The organism is Acinetobacter sp. PC34 (assembly GCF_051789135.1).
GTDB classification, from domain to species: Bacteria; Pseudomonadota; Gammaproteobacteria; order Pseudomonadales; family Moraxellaceae; genus Acinetobacter; species Acinetobacter johnsonii.
In genome coordinates this window covers 2,715,525-2,732,199 of the sequence record NZ_CP196664.1, presented here as the reverse complement: position 1 = coordinate 2,732,199, position 16,675 = coordinate 2,715,525, and the positions used below count along the sequence as shown (strand labels likewise).

The following is a 16,675-nucleotide window of genomic DNA, read 5'->3' as shown; positions in this document are numbered from 1 at the left end:
GCTTAGGTGTTATTTTTCGCAATGAAAAAAGGGTTTTCAGGGTCTGCAATTTTTGATAATTCATTTGCAACGGCTTGACGAATCACATTAGAAATAGTCGTGCGGTTTTTTGCAGCATGGATACGCATGTAGTCTTTTTCGGGCTGGGTAAAATGTGCGCCACTCATTTCTGTTCGGTTTTCTTTGACTGTAGACATTTGAGTTACCTTTTTTTAAAGTTTCGATATATCAACAGTGTTAAACTGTTAAAGTCATCATATTACGAAATATCGAAAGATACAAGGCTAGTTGGGGTAAAAATGTCGATAAATGATAAGTTTTTAGAGAGAGGCAATCGACTAAAGGCTGAAAGAAAGCGCTTAAAGCTGACACAGCCAGCTATGGGAGAGCTTTTAGGGGTAGCAGTCGGATCTATAGTCCGTTATGAAAAGCAGGGAGATCCGCTGAATCAGAATCAGCTTATAGCTTTGCAAGATGTTGGATTTGATACTTTTTATATAACATTTGGCCAGCGTCTAGCTAACCTGACCGAAGATGAATACCAGGTACTTGAGGCTTTTAGATCTATAAAAGAAGAAGCCAAACTTGGATTCATTGGCATGGCCAAAGCCTATGCACAAACAAATGCCGCTTCTTAAAGCGGCATTTTTTATAGAATGACTTTAGGTTAGTGCAATGTGAACTCAACCTTTTTGACAATACCCTCAACCTGTATCTTTAGCGAGTTAAATAGCGCATGCATTTCGTCTGGTGTAATACTTTCACCATCTGCGATATTGAATTTGCTATACAGGCTTAAACAATCTTTTAATTGAATTAGGTCAATTAAAATTTCTTCTTGATTGTCTGTTGTAGTAATTGTTTCTGTCATTTTCCCTCCAGAGTTGTTCGCGTATTTTAGAACAACTTTTTCACAGTGACATCGTTCATAATTAGGCTCTGCGACAGATTATGACCTAAGCTGATTTAAATAATGTAAATAGAACGAAAAAAGTGTATAAAAATCGGCATACTATTTTGAATTTAGCTCAAACCTAAGTTCCGTAAAGATACAGGCTTAAAAAGCCAACACTTTATGGTCTTTGCTAAAAGCGTACTATGAATAGATTTATTGTGCTGCATAAACACCGGGTTAGGGCTTTGACTTTGCATAAGTATGGCAAAAAGCTGGGGCTTGAGTGGTAAACCTTCTATGCACTGATAAATCTGAGAAATATTAAGTGCCAAGATATTTGGGTTACGACTGTGATTGAGTCTATGTAAGCCATAGCTATTCACACTTGCCCAGAAGTCATTCAACATTTTATTGTTGATAATATTTTTTGTTTCTAAGGATAAACAAGCCACTGGAAGGATGTCACGGCACAGAGTCGCTTTATTATGCCAAATGACTTCAGCATCTTGCATAAAGCCATTCTGGTCATAGTGGATCTGACTCACTGTGTAAATGGGGCCACCTGACTTGAGCTGCACTACTGCACCGACATGGATACTTTCATTTTGGCCGTGCAAGTTGTAGAGCATGGCTGCCATTTGGTTAAAGGTGTTGATGTAGGCTTCTTTAATTTTTGCGGCAGCTGCTCCAGTAAAACCCATAACCAAAAACATAAAGCCGTCTTTGGTCATTTCATAGTATTTAGATTCACGTGTTGCACCATTGCCAATTTCAATGGTTTGAACATGAGCCGTAAAGTTGGCTGATGTAAAGTCGGGGGAACAATCTAGGTTAGTGATTTTTTCTAAAATATGAGTGTGACGTTTACTGAAAAGCTCTGCCACTTTTAAACTGGTGGTTTTCACTTGCTGGTCTTGGATAAAAACAGCATCGTCGATTTGGATGAGTGCATTCATGGCTCATACTCCCCAAAACAATAATGAGAAGACGATAGAACATGCTGAAAAGAACACGGTGGTGTCTAAGATGTTTTTTAAAATTTGTTTACGTTTAAGTTTGCGCTGGCGTTTTTCGTATGCAGCTAGATCGTAAATAGGGGAGTGTTCACGTACGCTATTTTGACTGCGCGAATGCGTAGAAGCAAATGAGTTATTCATGGCTTTTCCTATATATCAAGTTAAAAACCTGACACCAAGCAATTTCCACAAAGATTGGTGACAGACTGAACAGGGGTGGAAATTTACCGCTATATAGGAAACGGCTGCCCCGAAGGACACCCTGTCCAGCCTGCCATAAAAGGCATAGCCGAATTTTACACAAAAAAATAGCCCATGACGGACATTTTGCGCCTATATAACTTTTCAGGTTTCCACGCCTGACCACAGATTTTGCTGTAGTCCTAAAACTGTAACAGTGTTAAAGTGTTAAGGTCAAGTGACTTTATAAGAATTATTTTGAGGGTGGGCCTATGGATTTAGATCGACTTAATTACAATGCAAATCAAAGTAAATTAGGTAATCTTTTTTTAGGATTTTTTGAAGGTTTATTTTTAGATGGTCGTGTAAGGCTGCAAGAAATTGAGGCCTTGATTAAGTGGGTAGAGCAATATCCTGAGGCTGTAAATGTTCCTCATTTTGATAACCTATACCAAGTTTTAATAAAAGCTGCTGAAGATCCAGAGTTTTTGTTGTCACGTCATCAAGAAGTACAATCCAGTTTAGATGTATTTAAAAACTCGAAATATTTTAAAGAACATACTGGCGATGTACAGCGATTGCATGGTGTATTGGCAGGATTATCTTGTGATCAGGAATATAGTGATAATGAATTATTTGCACTCAATAATTGGTTGAATCAACACAATTACTTAAAAGATGATCCGATTTATAGAGAATTATTAATCGCTTTAAATCACGTGCGAGTTTTAAACCGTGTCAGTGAAGACAGTAAAGAAGTCTTAAAAATCACCATTGGCAAATATGTTCAGCTTAACAATTTTGGTTTGCCAAATTTAGCCGTGACCAGTACCAGTGATAATCAGAACCCTGATTTTTACCATGGCAATGTAGAAATTATTGGTAAAACCATTTGCTTAACTGGTGCATCGAATAGATATACCAAAGCTGAATGGAAAGATGCCATTGAAGCCAAAGGTGGAATTTTTAAAGATGATTTAACCAAGACTGTTGATTATCTTGTAATTTGTAATAAGGGAAATCCACACTGGGCACACATGAGCTATGGGCGTAAATTTGAACAGGCTTTGAAGTGGCAAAAGGACGGAGCGAATATCCGTATTTTAACTGAAGATGATTTTGTGAATGTATTAGGGGGATAGTGATGAAACATAAAATTGAGAAGATTATTCAAGATGAATTAACGCAACTTAAATGCACACGATGTGGTACCGAAGATACATTTAAAACATTTGATGATACCGATAAATTTAAAAATCACACATTAGCAGGTGATTGGGAACAAGGCATGACAACTAGCCTGACATGTAAAACCTGTAACCGTACAACTCCTTATTATAATTGGAGTGTGACAGATTATTTTTATGAATAAAAAAGCCCCGAAAGGGGCTTAATTATTGGAGCTGAAAACGTGTCACGCCACGTACAGCATATTGAATATTTTGCTGTCATCCTGTTGTTATTATAACCGTTTTTTTAAAACCAGCCTACTGTGTGCAGAAATAATAAAGCACTTGCACAAACACCAACAATTGCACCTACTAAAAAAGGATAGAGCCACATATTTTTTATCCTTTACGTTTGGTTTGCGCTTGAATAAATGCACAGCTTGGTTTGTTATTTTGCCGAATTAAGCTTTCAATGCGTTTGGTATAGCGGTCGAACAAGTACCAGATGATGATTACCACGGCAGCCGATAGGTTTACAACAATTAAAATCAGAGCAGTTTGTTGGTCCATTTTTTATTTTCCTTTGTTTATTCATCTTGTGATGTGCATTCAGGGCAGGGGCATTCGATTGGATCTGATGGTTCAGCGATAATGACTGGCATGACGTTCTTCCTTGGTCTTGCATTCAATGCATAAAGTGACTGCACCTAGCTTTTGGCGTTCTGGTGGAATGTCATTGCCACACTCGGAACACTCGGTCAGTGATGGTGCGCTGTAATCACGTGGTACCACGTGAACTTGATCCAATTGATTTTGTTGGGCAATATCAAATTTTTTAGACACGTGAGACCTGTGGATTCTTATTTTTATGTGGGGAAGGGGGGAGATTTATTTCTGGGTTAGGCATGCCCGATGGTGAGAGTTCAAACTCAATCTGAAAAAAACCTTGCGCAGTAAAACCGCATTCAACATTTGAACACTGAGCGTGGAAACGTCGTAAAAGTGGATTTAATTCGACACTGTTTCGGATAGGGAAACTTGAACCGCAATGTGGGCATTTAGTACGTGAAGGTCTAGACATATTGCACCTTTGGATCAAAATTTATTCATACAAATATATAACAAAATTACGATATATATAAATAAAATGTTGTAAAAATAATCAAATATCGTTATTTTAATTAAACCCATTTCATCCTGACTTTCCCCAGAGTCGGGATTTTTTTTATTTTGATTTTTTATATTTATCAATTTTTGCCTGTTCTCGTTTTAAGGCATTGGTCGCAGTCTTTTTAGATTTATAAATGTGGGTGAGTTTTAAAGGTTTGGACTGATCACCAGAGGTCAGTTTGATGGACTTGCCACCTTCACTGTAATACGCGATTACACCGGTATATTCGGCATAATTTTTACCTGTGCGTTTTTTCTTTTTGGCTTGCTTTTCTTCTTCCGTTTTTTCTTCCCTGCCTTCAAACAAGGTCGACACGTCATCTGCATCGGGCAGCTGCACTTCCAATTCAACAGAAGTGGTCAAGCCACTGTCATTTAAAGTATGGGTGACATTGGTACCCAGCCAAATGATGTCGTCAATTTCAGGCTTTAATCCGTTGAACTCAAATTCCTGTTCAGGGATCAGCGTTGGATCTCCTTTGGCCAAAGCATAAGTCAGCTTTTGTGCAGTCCGTTTGCATCGGTTGTATTCGGCATTGGCTGCCAATTCTGCAGTGGTCTTGTCCCGATGCACATAGCGAATTTCTTTTAAGTTGTCTTCACTGTCACCCACAAAGACATGCAGTTTTTTAGCCTTGCCTTCTGCATAGTAATAGGCTTTGACACCAGTGATGTTGTCGGTACCAGTACCATTGGTGTAGTTGTGCTGGTCGCCTTCATCCCGGGTGATGATTTTGCGTGGCAAAGCTAAACCTGAAACCGTTTGGCTGGCACCACGTGGTAATAAAATCAAATGGCCATTCTTCACTGTCGCAATGGCATCTTGTTCATCGGCAATTCGAGTAATGAGATTTGCATCAGATTCATTCTGAGCAATGTATTTAATAACTTTGGACGCAAATTTTTCATGAACTATGACTTTGAGTTCATATTCATCACCGATCTTGTCAAAGATTTGCTGAATGGTTTGATTATTCCAGCTGCGTTCACGTTTCTGTTTTAAACCTTCAGATACGTCATTGGCCATGGCAGAAATTGAAAGTACATCTGGCGCACCACGATGTGAAGTCGATTCAACCTTATATACGCCTTTATCAAATAAACCGGTATTGGACCAACCTAACCACACCTGAATTTTTGCACCTTTGGGTGGGATAGATAACATGCCGTCGGCATCACTGAGTTCAATATCTACAGTGTCAACAACTAAGCCACGATTATCTTTGACTGTCAGCGACATTAAACGTGTGGCCATTTGTGGTGAAATATCGACACCATCCACTTCAACACGAAAAATGGGCGTTGGGTATTCAGTTAATTTATCAATCGCATTGATGGCGTTATTTGCAAAATTTAAAGCCTGTTTAAGCATTACAAGATCCTATTCAGTGCACCAATGCCCATTCCAACCAGTGTGCCCAAAATGCTGGGTTGCCAGTCGCGAACGATGGTCAGTTTGATGGTGAATTCTGTTTTACGTGCTGCACCATCTTTGAAGAAAAAGGTTTTGCCTTCTTCTAGGTCATTGATGATGACCAAGCCATAAATTTTGCCTGTGCCTTCAATGAGGGTATAGGCTTTGCCGGTATCCCCCATTTGACGAACGATGTCTAAAGTATTTCGACTGCCGGTGATCTCATGGTAAATCACCCCTTGCAGGGTGATGGTGTCTTCACCCTTGCCCACAAACTGATAAGCCGGTGCAGCACCAACACGGCTATTGGATGGATGTCGCCAGTTGGTGACACGTTTCAATTCTTGATATGAAGCAGTGCGTAGTGAAAACACGAACATGCCTAAAGCCATCATCATGTGTGATTACTCCGTGTCTGTTAAAAATTTACGTTTTGCATTTTGCTGTTCTTCGGCTACACGTCGAAGTTCTTGACGCATTGCTTCAGCCGTTCCTTTGACCACGGATCCATCTTTGACTTGAATAGTGACTTGAATTGTATCTTGGCTGATATATGAACGTGGGTTATTGCGACCAACATTGATGGGTTTGACTGGCTTAGTTTGGGCAGCAGTATTGACCACACCTTGTGTGGCGGTGGTTGTGGCTGCTACTGGTAAGTTGTTGGCATTGGCAATACCGTTGGCCATACCTTGCATGGTATAGCCACCAATGCCCATGAAGACACGTGAAGGGGAATGAATGCCTAGAATGCCCTTGGCTTTATCAATGACACCACTGACAGCACCTGTGATGGCATCTTTGACGGCATTCACTTTGGATAAAATACCATTTTTGAGCCCTTCCAAAATCATGGCACCAAAGCCGGTGAACTTGGCAGGCAGATCAATGCCGAACCATGACAGTACTTTTGCAAAGGCTGAATAGAACAGCCCGATGGGACTCCAATTGATGATCAGTGCTGATATGCCTTTAATGCCACCATTGAACGCTGTTTTGATGGTATTCCAAATACCAACAAAGAATCCTGATATAGGGGCCCAATTCTTATAGATCAGCAGGGCAGCACCTGCAATGCCTAAAACAATCCATGTAATTGGGTTGGTGAGTAAAGCCATGCTCATGCCTTTGGCTGCAAGCGCGACCACACCAAAGCCTTTGGCAACCATCATCATTGGGCCAAAAATAGCAATCGCACCAATGGATAGGGCAGATAGACCGCCGATAAGAAGTGCAGCACCACCAGCTACTTTTGCAATTGTATTGGCTAAACCCGGATTTGCCTGAGCCCAAGCTGTCACTTTTTCTGTAGTGCTAGTGAAACCTTCAATCATAGATTTGAACTGGGGTGCAAGTTGCTCCCCAAATAGTGCAAGTAAGCTGGTAAAAGTACCACCAGCAGCATCTTTTAAATTTTTAAGTGTACTTAACTGGGCATTTACACGAGTTTGTAAGTCTGCTTGTGCCTGCATTTTTGCGACAACTTCATCGTAACCTGTTTTACCTTTGTCAATTAGCAAGTTTAAGGCTTGGATAGTTTCTGCATCGTTGCCAAACATATCACCCAAGATTGGTAGCCGTTTTTCGGTACTTAATCCTTTTAACTTTTCAAGCTGTTTATACATATTATCTAGACCACCGAATTCACCTTTACCATCTGTGAAATTCATGGTCAGTCCAGTCTTGCTGTCTTTTAACGCTTTTTTGATTCCATCTGTATCCATCATGGACTTAAAGATTTTACTGAAAGCATTACCAGCACTTTCGCCAGCCATTGCTGCCTGATCTGCCATAACAAGTAAAGGTGCCATAGCTTTTGCACCTTCTAATCCTTCCTGCTTAATCGTTTTCATCCCGGCAGAAAGTTTTGAGAAGCCTTGAAGCATGTTGCCTTTATCTACCCCTAAGTAGTAACTTCTTTGGATTACATCCATCAGGGAAAGCATATCTTTTTCTGCTGTTTTAGTTGCATCTTGCATCTTTGCTGCAAACTCAGCAGCTTCTTCAAATGGCATTTTCATTTGCACACCAAGATAGCCAGCTGCTACACCTACGCCACCAAGAATTGCTTTGGCTGAAATACCTTGTTGTATTAGAACAGCCATCATGTTTTGGAAGTCAGCTGTTGTACCAGGTAATTTTGTTCCAAGGCTGTTTGCCAGTTTATTGATTTCGCCATATTCCTTGGCTACTTGCCCATTGGCTTGCATCATAGATACACGTAGCCCCATTGCAGCATCTTCAGCATCTTCGTATTGTTTAAGTGAATATCCCATACCAGCAATAGCAACTGCACTTACAGCCAATCCCTTCTTGGCTAATTCACTGGCTTTATTCATGCGCGTTTGCATTTCTTCATATTTTTTTTGAGCCTTTTCATGACGTGAAAGGGCTTCTTTTTGTTTGTTCAGTTCCATTGTGGTCAGGTGGATTTTATTTTTCAGCTCGGATTCTTCACTGTTGAGCCGATCCATCTGAATACCAGCTTTGTTGAATTCCTGTGCCATGCCAGTCAATTCTTTACTTTGACCTTTTTGCACTGCCATCAGGCGTTTATGGGCAGCTTCAGCACGTGCCAAAGCGGTCACTGTTTCCTGTGCTTCAGGATTAATCTTTAAGGCTTGTTTTAATTCAGCAATGGTTTGTTTATTTTTAGCCAAAGCCTGAGCTGTTTTTTCAGACTGTGCTGTGAGCTGACGGAAACCTGAGATTTTGCGCTGTTGTGCTTCAAGGTCCTTCAGCTCACCATTGGTTTTCTTTAATGCAGCAGCCATAGATTTTGAGCCACCAATGATTGTTTTGATGGGTCCAGATACTTTATCTACAGCATTGAACAGGACTTCTAATTTTAGTTTTGACATTGGTGGACTCGTTTACACGTTGGTTTGATGACGCTTCAGCGCAAGGTGATGCCATTTACTTAATTCCATAATGTCCATGTCATCGTATGCGCTGGGTGGCCAATGAAAGATGCAGGCAATATTGGCAATTGCTTCATCTACTTCATCGACCAGTTTTATTACTGTTCCTCTTTGATCGCCTTCTGCACCGCTTGTGGGTACAAAAAAGTGACCAAGTGACCTCCTAAATTTGCAAAGTCGACAGGATCCAGTTCAAGTACTTGCTGTGCTGTTAATGCAGGTGTGGTCACACGTGGCAGTACTTTGATCAAGGCATTGACATCATGCTGATAGATCGCCTGCAGGCTGACACCGCTGAGTGCTTTCACATTGGGTTTGCGGATTTTGATTTCTGTGATTGTGGTACCGCCAAACTGAATGAACTGTTCTAGCTGAACGGTTTCTTCATTTGGGTTTTGAATCGCTTTTTGATTCATCGCTTGATCTTCAGTCAAGGTTTGAACGTTGTCTTGGTCTTGAGTATTCATGTTGCATTCCTAAAAAGTGACAAATTAAAAAAACCTTGCACAAAACGTTGTTCATGCAAGGGTAGGAAAACTTAAATGCCTAGTGCGTTACGTTGCTTCGCTAAGCGATCAACACCGTCAATCACTTCTTTGAAGCCTAGAATGTCAATTTCGATCTCAACTTTGCCGTTTACAGTCAATTTGTAATAAACACAGTTGGTCACGACTTTATGTTCAGTGTCTTCACCTGGTTCAGAATCACCGCCATCAATTTCTTCATGACGACCACGAACCACGATTTCAACTGCATCGACTTCACCCGTGTCATCACGTTGATAAGCACCAGTAAAACGCATGTACACGCCATCGATCTTTTCCATACCGTATTGACGTAGTGTGAGCAGGTCTAAACCACCGAATGTGGATTCAAGCACCAAGCCATCATCAGACATACCCATGTCTGTCTTGACCGTGCCATTCATACCGCCACCACGGTAATCTTCAGTTTTACGACCTAATTTAGGTAAAACCACAGTTTTGATTTCACCTAAATAACTTTCACCTTCATTAAAAAGGTTCATGTTCTTGAGTTTGCTAGGTAATCCCATGCGTTAATTCCTTATGCTGTAATCGAAGCAGCGAAATCAGCCAAATAGCTGTCTGTAATGCGCTGACGGAAACGAAGATCTTCAAGCGGTGGCACTGGCGTATAGTCATAGTCAATATTGAGCTGACCATCTTTCAGCGTTTCTTTGCTGTTTGATTCAGGGTCATACCAAGAATCGCCACCCATGAGATAACCAAGACGTGTCCATTCACGCTGTTTTGACTTGATCCCTTCAATCATGTCTGTGACCAATGACGGATGCATTGGTTTATCGATTGCCCACATATGTGCTTCAGCAATCGTATCTGCCATGATTTGTGCAGTACGTGTGTAGTTCTCGAATGGGAATAAAGGATCGTCAGAACAAGTACGTGATCCCCAGAAACGGAAGCCATCTTGTTGAATGAGCGTGGTGATTTGATTGCTATTGAGATAACCAGCATCAGTCGCAGGGTCTTGCAGATCCCAAGTCACATCTGCATCAATACCAGTGACACCTTGAACGGCAACGTTTGATAAGGTTTTGTGCCAGCCAATTTCATTGTCGATCTTGGCACGTAAGCCCATGGCACATGCCACCGCTGGAACGGTTTCGGTTTGTGCTGTATCGACATTAAACGCCACAAAGTTTGGCCAAATGACCATGAGTTCACGTGAAGCGAATGCGTCACGATAAGCCACGACTTCTTCTTTAGTTTGACATCCCCATGCATAGGCATAAGCAAAGGCACGAAGTTTTGGTGCAATGACAGCAAGTTCAGTGGCTACCGCTTGAGTATCAAGACCAGGTGCGCCAATGATACGTGGCTGAACACCCAACTTGGTTTTGGCTGTGAGTAGTGCTTTTAAGCCGGTGTATTTGCCTTGTGCTGTGACAGTACCCACAACATTTGCAGTTTGGGCAGCTTCTTCTGCAGCAGCTGCCACACGAACCACCACACAAAGTGAATTGGTTTGATTGGCCATCGCTTGAAGTGCAGTTTTTAATGTGCCTGATGTGCCAGCTTTGGCCACAGCAGCTTGAATGTTGGTGAGTAGTACTGGTGTATCCAATGGGAATACAAGTGGATCTGCATCTTCTGCAGTCGCAACTAAGCCCTGAACAGCAGTTGCAATGGTTCGGATTGGTCGGGTGCCTTCATTAATTTCTAAGACACGCAGACCGTGGTGATAATCTGCCATAAAAAAAGCCTGTTATTGGAGGTTTTAATTCAATAGACAGGCTTGCATTAGTTTAAGGCAGTGTTAAGTTTCGGAAATTGTGAAACTAGGTTTATACAATTACAAACTATTTGGCGTTAATTAAAGACATGACATCGGGATTTTGTGCCAAAAACTCAGCCAATTTTTCTTCTGGTGTTACCACTTGCTGAACTTCAGGCTTTTGGATCAGTTCCCACTTAAAGCCATTCCAACGTGGCCATTGGTCTTCTTGCCAACTTTCAGGGGGTGCCATCTCGACACAACCTGCAGGGATGGCAAACACACCAGGTTCAAGCGGTGATTCATCTGCCAACGTTTCACCGACAAATAGACCTGAATAATTGGTTTGATACACGGTAAGCTGGTTCATGTTTCATTCCTTAGTAGCGAATGCAAGTCAACATTGCAAAGTTACGTGGCCGTGTTTCAACACCGCCAGATGAAGATACTTCGTTGTAATCCTGATTGTTGTATCCGCCTCGCTCACCATAATGGAAAACACCCATATTGGTTCCAACAGCACTTGAATCAAGAACTTTGTGGCTATGTGATTTAAAATCGTCTGGCTGCCAGCTGCCAAAAGCACGGCCTGAATCAATACCACGGCCATCATCCCAACCACGTAAGAATTCACCGCGAAGATCCGGCAATCTAAATGTATTTACACCATCACCTGAACCAAAAGTCGTACCAATGACTGAGAATAGATCTGCGTACGCTGTACGAGAAATTGTTGCACCGTTACATTTTAATAAACGATAACCGGTTGGGATATTTTGTGATGCCAGCATCACGACTGTACCAGGTGGACAGTCATTAAATTTGGCTTCATCTGCACTCATGACACCCAAGTTTTGACGTGCCAAAGGTTTATTTAAAACATCTGAGAAATTGTTTTTTTGTGCCAGTGGGTAAGGGGCTGCACCTAAAGGTTCATTTTGAACAATCAGGATTTTTGCACCAGGATACGCTTTGCCTAAAGTGATGCGTGTGGCAGTGGTTGCAAGCCAACCATCTGCACCAGCTCTATTGGTAATACGGTCGCCATTGATATAAACCGCTGCACCAGTGGTGGTGGTTGTACTGAGATCGACAATGAGTTGATCAGCCACAAGTGACTGTTCTTCTTCAATGGTGTTGACGAATACTTCTGCAGATCCAGCATCTGCCCATTCAGTGTCACCATCGGCATTGGATTTTTTCTTCAGCACTTGCCCATTTGTACCGCCTGGAAACATATTGGCTGGTGTCAGTGTATTCAGGATCCATTGGTGCGTTGCAATGATTACGTTCGGGTCAAAGTTTAGTTCAAGTACTTCAGGGTTTGAAATCACGAACGGAATTCGATAAACCGAATCTTGTGTGACACCTTCTGCCAGTGTGGGCTTATGGACTTCAGGTGTGTTACCGACCAGTACCATATTGCCATTGCGGTCAAATAGCGCGATTTCACGAACCACGAAGCCTTCGACCGTCACTGGAATGATCATTTCAGCCGTGTATTTATTTTCGTTTTCAGGGTCCTGATAAATGCGGTTGATGGTTGCGCGGTATTTTTCTCGAATTAGCTGAATCATTGATTCATTCGGAATCATTGCATTACCACCGCCATCACCCACAGCGAAGTGGGTGAGTTCTATAGTGCGTTGTTGGCTGACAGCTTGAGAGACGAGTGCAAGGCCAAGGGCTGTGTAGATTGTTTTATAATTCATATTATTCACCGAAACCATCTGCTAAACGAATAAGTTCATTTTGTCGAATTGATTGGGCCTGTGCGGTTGATGCGGTATGTGCAGGCATCATGATTACAGGTTTAACTCCATTCGCTAAGCATCTTTCAGAAATCCATTTTAAATTTAATTCCCATTCATCAAAACTGGCAGTTCTTCCGTTTATACCACCAGATGATTCAGCTTTATTTGCGAACATTTTTTCAGGATCAAAGTCATAAAAAGTATTGGATGGATTACCAATACTGTTATTGTCGTTAATGCCAAAGTTAATTACGCAATGGGTTGGTTTTGGCGACATCGTGAGAACCGCATCTAACCAATATTTGCCCCATCTCGTTGTTTGACCACCGAATGCATAACTGTATGTTTCAACATTTACGCCTTGATTTGCTAGCTTTTCTTGAATACGTCGAGATATCCAATGTGTACCGTTTGACTTCAGACCTGTTGGATACATGGCCTGATATTTAGGTGCTAAATTTGATAGCGGATATGTGTATGGCGCTTCCCCAATTGTTGATGCAACTGGATAGATACCCCATGAATCCATCAAAAACACAATGACATCACCATCTTTAAATAGCGTATCTTTCGACGTTTTAGCAGACTTTTTATATGCAAAAATACCGCTCAATGCTGCGTAAGTCGGGACTGATGATTCGCAAGTAATGCGAATTTTAATTAGTCCGCCACGTGCAAAATCAACAAATACTGAATGCACTTGACCAGCTGCATATGCAACATCATGGACTAAAGTAGAATCATTAAAAATCTGTAATCGAGCCTTACCACTGGTTTTATAAGTTTGACCATCGACGCTTGAAATATATGATGCATCGCGTACAGCTAGAGGAATTTCGATAAATCCATCTGAGCCTTGACCATTAAAACTTATTTCAAAACCATTACCAGCCACACCATCGATAAGATTATAAGCTCTCGATAAATATTGAGTATGCGGATTATCTCCAATATTTATATATGAATCCTTCGGATTACTCATTGCACAAATTTTTGCTAGATTCGTTGTTCCTGGCGTATATCCACCATTTCCAGCTGTACCAACCTTAGTTACAGGAATCAAAAGCTGTGATGCATCAGAATTATAAATATCGCTATTATTCCAAGCCAAATAGCAACAAAGTGCTGAATTAAACTTGAAAATTAAATTTTCTGATTTCTTGTAACTATATTTCTGAATAGATTTTAAAACATAATCTGCCAAGCCTTTTGTTCCGAATAGTGTTAAATGCTGACCATTTGGAGAATCATGCATTGTTTGAACTTTAGATGGATTATTGGGCAAACTTGGTGAAACTGTAATATTCATTCCGTTAATTTGAAGTACCGCATGACTTGTGTAGCTATCTGACACTGAGTCGTATACAACACATGCACTACCATATACAAATGCCGTGGGATCGGAAACAGTCATCACATTTGCTGATACACGAGCAGTCACATCTACAATATTGAAATTATTAGGTGTAGTACCTGATCTTGTATATTGGAATGTATTTACGAAAAATGGGCTATCTTGATCTGTTATTAAATCTAATTGACTAATGATTGAATTTTGATTAGACACAATAATATCTTGCTTATTAATGACATTAATTATTGTCTGATCTAAACCCTTTCCATCATAAATCACTTTATTTGCATCAACATTTGGCGTGTGCTGAGTAATAATTTTTTTGACTTTTTCAATTGCATAACCTGATGATTTTAAATATGCAGCCTGTCTTGCTTGTGTGTTATAAGCTGAGATTCTCAAATAACGTGCAGATTCTGGTGCAATAAAAGTTCTGATGCTTAGAACTGTCTGATCTTCACCGAATGCACCAATAAATGCTTTATTTTCGTCATACCAAGCATGACTGGCATTACCAGTTACGTAGCTGTAAACATCGTACGATTCGCCACCGACTACAGGAATAAAATCTGAAGAATCAAAGCTTGCACCACTGGCTTCTTGACCTGTCGTTTTTTGAATAAACTTATTCTTCACTGTTAACAATGCTGCAGTAGCATAGTTTGTGAAAAATTTATTAGTATAATTTTTGGATTGCTCAAGTGGATCATGCTCACTTTTAGAGAGTGTTGAGCCATTCCAACGGTTTGAGCCCTGGTTCCACGAACCGGTTCCAGTTGAATTAATTTCGTTAATTATGACTGTACAATTTAAAGGTAGTCCTGATTTAGCAAGGTTAAATTCGGCATATGTCCCAAACTCATAATGTCCCTGCGCAATTTCAGATTTACTAGCTTTTTCCTGATTCAAATATTCAGTACGTGCTAGCAATGCTTTAGCTTGTTCATTCATATTTCCATTCGGGCCACCTCGTGCAAGTTCAATACCGATTTCACGGACTGGAACCCATGCAGCTTGAGCTTCTAAATTTGGCATTACATATCTACTCCATTCAATTTTTTTGTACCGTCTAATAACCAAGTTCCGTCTAAGTAAAGCCCTCCAGCTGCCTTAACATATTCAGTTTCATGGCCAGCTTGAGTCATGGCATTCACTTGTAAATTTGATGGGCTTTCCAACATGACGGTGGTGTCAATTAAGTGCGAACGTAGATTTTTATAAGCACGAACCAATTTGAATAATTCTTTGTAATCAGTGACTGAAACGCTGTCTTGACTGGTTTGGATGAAAAGCTTGAAGGTATAAGGTTTTCCCATCGGCACCATGTTGAACCATTCCTGGACAATCACCGGAAAGCCTAAAGAATTGAGCGCAACTTCAAGTGACTCCACAGTTCCTTTAATGCTGTGGTTGTATAAAGACGTTTTGATCACCTGACGTTTTTGGACATCAGTCCAGTCTTTATTCCAAACATCGACTGAACGTTCCCAAGCAAGCCATGGCAGTACTTCATCCGGAGCATTCAGCGGATCGTTAAAGCTGCGGATATTGATTTCAATATCTGAAACACGTGCAAATGCAGCTTCAAAATTCATTTCAAATTTTGTGGCATTCGGTGGCAAAAGCTTATTCATGCTGTTGCCCTCGTAATGTTGATGTCAGTGCAATACGCTACTTGTCCAAGGGAGGTATCAATATTGCCAGCTGGAGAAATCAGATTGACACGGCTGACACCAGGCTGATGCAATGCTTGATAAATACCTGACAGTGAAATTCCGTCATTAAATGAGTGACTTTTTTTTGTATATTCTTGGGCTGCCTTATAGCAGCTGTCTAAGACAATATTTTCATCTGGACCTTCATCAATAAAGATCTCAGCATCAATGCTGTAATTTAAAATCGATGCTGAATAAATGATTGGCTTGTCTGTCAAAGGTCGTACTGACTTCGCATTTAGTGCAGCACTTACAACATTGAGTAAATCTTCTGGTGCAGTACCATCACTTTCATTTGAAAGAACATAAATATTGCAAATGCCAGTTGGATTGCCGGTTTCATCTAATGGGGCGTATGGGTAAATATCTTTGACACGTGGGTCAGCATTTAAACCGTGAAAAATATATGATCCTTCACTGCCTGCGGTCGTTTGACCTTCTGGTGCAAGTTGCACACGTTTACGCAAAGAATCATTAGATTCTTTGACTTCAGGTGTATTTTCTGTGGCTGGGCTAATAATTCGACGTTGAATATTTCGTTCAGCTGCTTTGTGATCTAAATCATTGTCTTTGGCAAATGCCAGTAATACGGACAAAGCCTGTTCATTGGCTTCTTTACGAATCAGCATTTCACGATAGGCGAATGCTTCTGCCAGCTTCATTGCTGGATCTGACTCAAGATAACGTGGAAAATTTGGCTGAACTTCTTCCATGCGCTGATAAAAGTCTTCAAGACCTTCTTTTAAAATGGTCTCAAAATCAATCTGACGCACCACATCAGGTGGATTCAGCTGTGATAAATCAATTGCGGTTAAATTTGAATTTGCCATT

Annotated in this window: 22 protein-coding genes; 3 read left to right on the top strand and 19 right to left on the bottom strand. The window is 40.8% G+C overall.

What is annotated here, in order from left to right:
• Positions 1-2 precede the first annotated feature (2 nt).
• A complete protein-coding gene (locus tag ACSC9N_RS13355; protein ID WP_137311808.1) occupies positions 3-197 on the bottom strand; it encodes a hypothetical protein in 195 nt (64 codons plus the stop codon).
• A 102-nt stretch (positions 198-299) separates the two neighbouring features.
• On the opposite strand from ACSC9N_RS13355, the gene ACSC9N_RS13350 reads away from it, so the two are divergent.
• On the top strand, positions 300-638 hold the full coding sequence (locus ACSC9N_RS13350; protein WP_405264875.1) for a transcriptional regulator: 339 nt from the start codon (positions 300-302) through the stop codon (positions 636-638).
• 29 nt (positions 639-667) lie between these two features.
• On the opposite strand, the gene ACSC9N_RS13345 is transcribed toward ACSC9N_RS13350, so the two are convergent.
• The 3 genes from ACSC9N_RS13345 to ACSC9N_RS13335 form a co-directional block, all read right to left on the bottom strand.
• Complete coding sequence (locus ACSC9N_RS13345) at positions 668-871, bottom strand: hypothetical protein (RefSeq protein WP_287166073.1); 204 nt, start codon at positions 869-871, stop codon at positions 668-670.
• A gap of 152 nt (positions 872-1,023) precedes the next feature.
• The gene (locus ACSC9N_RS13340) at positions 1,024-1,851 is read right to left on the bottom strand and encodes a Rha family transcriptional regulator (protein ID WP_439036071.1); all 828 of its coding nucleotides are present in this window, start codon (positions 1,849-1,851) and stop codon (positions 1,024-1,026) included.
• A 3-nt stretch (positions 1,852-1,854) separates the two neighbouring features.
• Positions 1,855-2,052 (bottom strand): hypothetical protein, encoded by a 198-nt coding sequence (locus ACSC9N_RS13335; protein ID WP_439036070.1) that lies wholly within the window; start codon positions 2,050-2,052, stop codon positions 1,855-1,857.
• A gap of 311 nt (positions 2,053-2,363) precedes the next feature.
• On the opposite strand from ACSC9N_RS13335, the gene ACSC9N_RS13330 reads away from it, so the two are divergent.
• Both ACSC9N_RS13330 and ACSC9N_RS13325 read left to right on the top strand, forming a co-directional pair.
• Positions 2,364-3,233, top strand: coding sequence for a BRCT domain-containing protein (locus ACSC9N_RS13330; protein WP_439036069.1), 870 nt, complete (start codon positions 2,364-2,366; stop codon positions 3,231-3,233).
• A gap of 2 nt (positions 3,234-3,235) precedes the next feature.
• Positions 3,236-3,463: a hypothetical protein gene (locus ACSC9N_RS13325; RefSeq protein WP_439036068.1), complete on the top strand. Its 228-nt coding sequence runs from the start codon at positions 3,236-3,238 to the stop codon at positions 3,461-3,463.
• A 196-nt stretch (positions 3,464-3,659) separates the two neighbouring features.
• Here the strand turns inward: ACSC9N_RS13325 and ACSC9N_RS13320 are convergent, their stop codons facing one another.
• From ACSC9N_RS13320 to ACSC9N_RS13250, 15 genes are all read right to left on the bottom strand, one after another.
• Positions 3,660-3,830 (bottom strand): hypothetical protein, encoded by a 171-nt coding sequence (locus ACSC9N_RS13320; RefSeq protein WP_004672746.1) that lies wholly within the window; start codon positions 3,828-3,830, stop codon positions 3,660-3,662.
• Positions 3,831-3,902: 72 nt separating this feature from the next.
• Entirely contained in the window at positions 3,903-4,103 is a 201-nt protein-coding gene (locus tag ACSC9N_RS13315) for a TraR/DksA C4-type zinc finger protein (protein ID WP_195728607.1), read from the bottom strand.
• Entirely contained in the window at positions 4,096-4,341 is a 246-nt protein-coding gene (locus ACSC9N_RS13310) for an ogr/Delta-like zinc finger family protein (RefSeq protein ID WP_272348092.1), read from the bottom strand. The genes ACSC9N_RS13315 and ACSC9N_RS13310 overlap by 8 nt, the downstream gene beginning before the upstream one ends.
• 144 nt (positions 4,342-4,485) lie before the next feature.
• A complete protein-coding gene (locus ACSC9N_RS13305; RefSeq protein WP_439036067.1) occupies positions 4,486-5,802 on the bottom strand; it encodes a contractile injection system protein, VgrG/Pvc8 family in 1,317 nt (438 codons plus the stop codon).
• Positions 5,802-6,242 (bottom strand): phage tail protein, encoded by a 441-nt coding sequence (locus tag ACSC9N_RS13300; protein WP_005146692.1) that lies wholly within the window; start codon positions 6,240-6,242, stop codon positions 5,802-5,804. Before ACSC9N_RS13300 ends, ACSC9N_RS13305 begins: the two co-directional genes overlap by 1 nt.
• A 6-nt stretch (positions 6,243-6,248) precedes the next feature.
• Positions 6,249-8,705 carry a phage tail tape measure protein gene (locus ACSC9N_RS13295; RefSeq protein ID WP_439036066.1) on the bottom strand — a complete coding sequence of 819 codons (2,457 nt, stop codon included), beginning with the start codon at positions 8,703-8,705 and terminating at the stop codon, positions 6,249-6,251.
• A 12-nt stretch (positions 8,706-8,717) separates the two neighbouring features.
• Positions 8,718-8,825: a GpE family phage tail protein gene (locus ACSC9N_RS13290; RefSeq protein WP_287166089.1), complete on the bottom strand. Its 108-nt coding sequence runs from the start codon at positions 8,823-8,825 to the stop codon at positions 8,718-8,720.
• Between the two features lie 38 nt (positions 8,826-8,863).
• Positions 8,864-9,232, bottom strand: coding sequence for a phage tail assembly protein (locus tag ACSC9N_RS13285; RefSeq protein ID WP_439036065.1), 369 nt, complete (start codon positions 9,230-9,232; stop codon positions 8,864-8,866).
• A 71-nt stretch (positions 9,233-9,303) separates the two neighbouring features.
• Positions 9,304-9,819 (bottom strand): phage major tail tube protein, encoded by a 516-nt coding sequence (locus ACSC9N_RS13280; protein ID WP_439036064.1) that lies wholly within the window; start codon positions 9,817-9,819, stop codon positions 9,304-9,306.
• 11 nt (positions 9,820-9,830) lie between these two features.
• Positions 9,831-11,000, bottom strand: a complete 1,170-nt coding sequence (locus tag ACSC9N_RS13275; RefSeq protein ID WP_439036063.1) for a phage tail sheath protein — start codon at positions 10,998-11,000, stop codon at positions 9,831-9,833.
• A gap of 106 nt (positions 11,001-11,106) precedes the next feature.
• A complete protein-coding gene (locus ACSC9N_RS13270; protein WP_439036062.1) occupies positions 11,107-11,391 on the bottom strand; it encodes a phage tail protein in 285 nt (94 codons plus the stop codon).
• Between the two features lie 10 nt (positions 11,392-11,401).
• Complete coding sequence (locus ACSC9N_RS13265) at positions 11,402-12,733, bottom strand: phage tail-collar fiber domain-containing protein (RefSeq protein WP_439036061.1); 1,332 nt, start codon at positions 12,731-12,733, stop codon at positions 11,402-11,404.
• Between the two features lies 1 nt (position 12,734).
• On the bottom strand, positions 12,735-15,164 hold the full coding sequence (locus tag ACSC9N_RS13260; RefSeq protein ID WP_439036060.1) for a hypothetical protein: 2,430 nt from the start codon (positions 15,162-15,164) through the stop codon (positions 12,735-12,737).
• The gene (locus tag ACSC9N_RS13255; RefSeq protein ID WP_439036059.1) at positions 15,164-15,763 is read right to left on the bottom strand and encodes a phage tail protein I; all 600 of its coding nucleotides are present in this window, start codon (positions 15,761-15,763) and stop codon (positions 15,164-15,166) included. The genes ACSC9N_RS13260 and ACSC9N_RS13255 overlap by 1 nt, the downstream gene beginning before the upstream one ends.
• Positions 15,760-16,674 (bottom strand): baseplate assembly protein, encoded by a 915-nt coding sequence (locus ACSC9N_RS13250; RefSeq protein WP_439036058.1) that lies wholly within the window; start codon positions 16,672-16,674, stop codon positions 15,760-15,762. The genes ACSC9N_RS13255 and ACSC9N_RS13250 overlap by 4 nt, the downstream gene beginning before the upstream one ends.
• Position 16,675 lies beyond the last annotated feature (1 nt).

Coding starts and splice junctions, on each gene's coding strand:
- ACSC9N_RS13355 (WP_137311808.1), bottom strand. CDS start 197: ATGTCTACAGTCAAAGAAAACCGAACAGAAATGAGTGGCGCACATTTT.
- ACSC9N_RS13350 (WP_405264875.1), top strand. CDS start 300: ATGTCGATAAATGATAAGTTTTTAGAGAGAGGCAATCGACTAAAGGCT.
- ACSC9N_RS13345 (WP_287166073.1), bottom strand. CDS start 871: ATGACAGAAACAATTACTACAACAGACAATCAAGAAGAAATTTTAATT.
- ACSC9N_RS13340 (WP_439036071.1), bottom strand. CDS start 1,851: ATGAATGCACTCATCCAAATCGACGATGCTGTTTTTATCCAAGACCAG.
- ACSC9N_RS13335 (WP_439036070.1), bottom strand. CDS start 2,052: ATGAATAACTCATTTGCTTCTACGCATTCGCGCAGTCAAAATAGCGTA.
- ACSC9N_RS13330 (WP_439036069.1), top strand. CDS start 2,364: ATGGATTTAGATCGACTTAATTACAATGCAAATCAAAGTAAATTAGGT.
- ACSC9N_RS13325 (WP_439036068.1), top strand. CDS start 3,236: ATGAAACATAAAATTGAGAAGATTATTCAAGATGAATTAACGCAACTT.
- ACSC9N_RS13320 (WP_004672746.1), bottom strand. CDS start 3,830: ATGGACCAACAAACTGCTCTGATTTTAATTGTTGTAAACCTATCGGCT.
- ACSC9N_RS13310 (WP_272348092.1), bottom strand. CDS start 4,341: ATGTCTAGACCTTCACGTACTAAATGCCCACATTGCGGTTCAAGTTTC.
- ACSC9N_RS13305 (WP_439036067.1), bottom strand. CDS start 5,802: ATGCTTAAACAGGCTTTAAATTTTGCAAATAACGCCATCAATGCGATT.
- ACSC9N_RS13300 (WP_005146692.1), bottom strand. CDS start 6,242: ATGATGATGGCTTTAGGCATGTTCGTGTTTTCACTACGCACTGCTTCA.
- ACSC9N_RS13295 (WP_439036066.1), bottom strand. CDS start 8,705: ATGTCAAAACTAAAATTAGAAGTCCTGTTCAATGCTGTAGATAAAGTA.
- ACSC9N_RS13285 (WP_439036065.1), bottom strand. CDS start 9,232: ATGAATACTCAAGACCAAGACAACGTTCAAACCTTGACTGAAGATCAA.
- ACSC9N_RS13280 (WP_439036064.1), bottom strand. CDS start 9,819: ATGGGATTACCTAGCAAACTCAAGAACATGAACCTTTTTAATGAAGGT.
- ACSC9N_RS13275 (WP_439036063.1), bottom strand. CDS start 11,000: ATGGCAGATTATCACCACGGTCTGCGTGTCTTAGAAATTAATGAAGGC.
- ACSC9N_RS13270 (WP_439036062.1), bottom strand. CDS start 11,391: ATGAACCAGCTTACCGTGTATCAAACCAATTATTCAGGTCTATTTGTC.
- ACSC9N_RS13265 (WP_439036061.1), bottom strand. CDS start 12,733: ATGAATTATAAAACAATCTACACAGCCCTTGGCCTTGCACTCGTCTCT.
- ACSC9N_RS13260 (WP_439036060.1), bottom strand. CDS start 15,164: ATGCCAAATTTAGAAGCTCAAGCTGCATGGGTTCCAGTCCGTGAAATC.
- ACSC9N_RS13255 (WP_439036059.1), bottom strand. CDS start 15,763: ATGAATAAGCTTTTGCCACCGAATGCCACAAAATTTGAAATGAATTTT.
- ACSC9N_RS13250 (WP_439036058.1), bottom strand. CDS start 16,674: ATGGCAAATTCAAATTTAACCGCAATTGATTTATCACAGCTGAATCCA.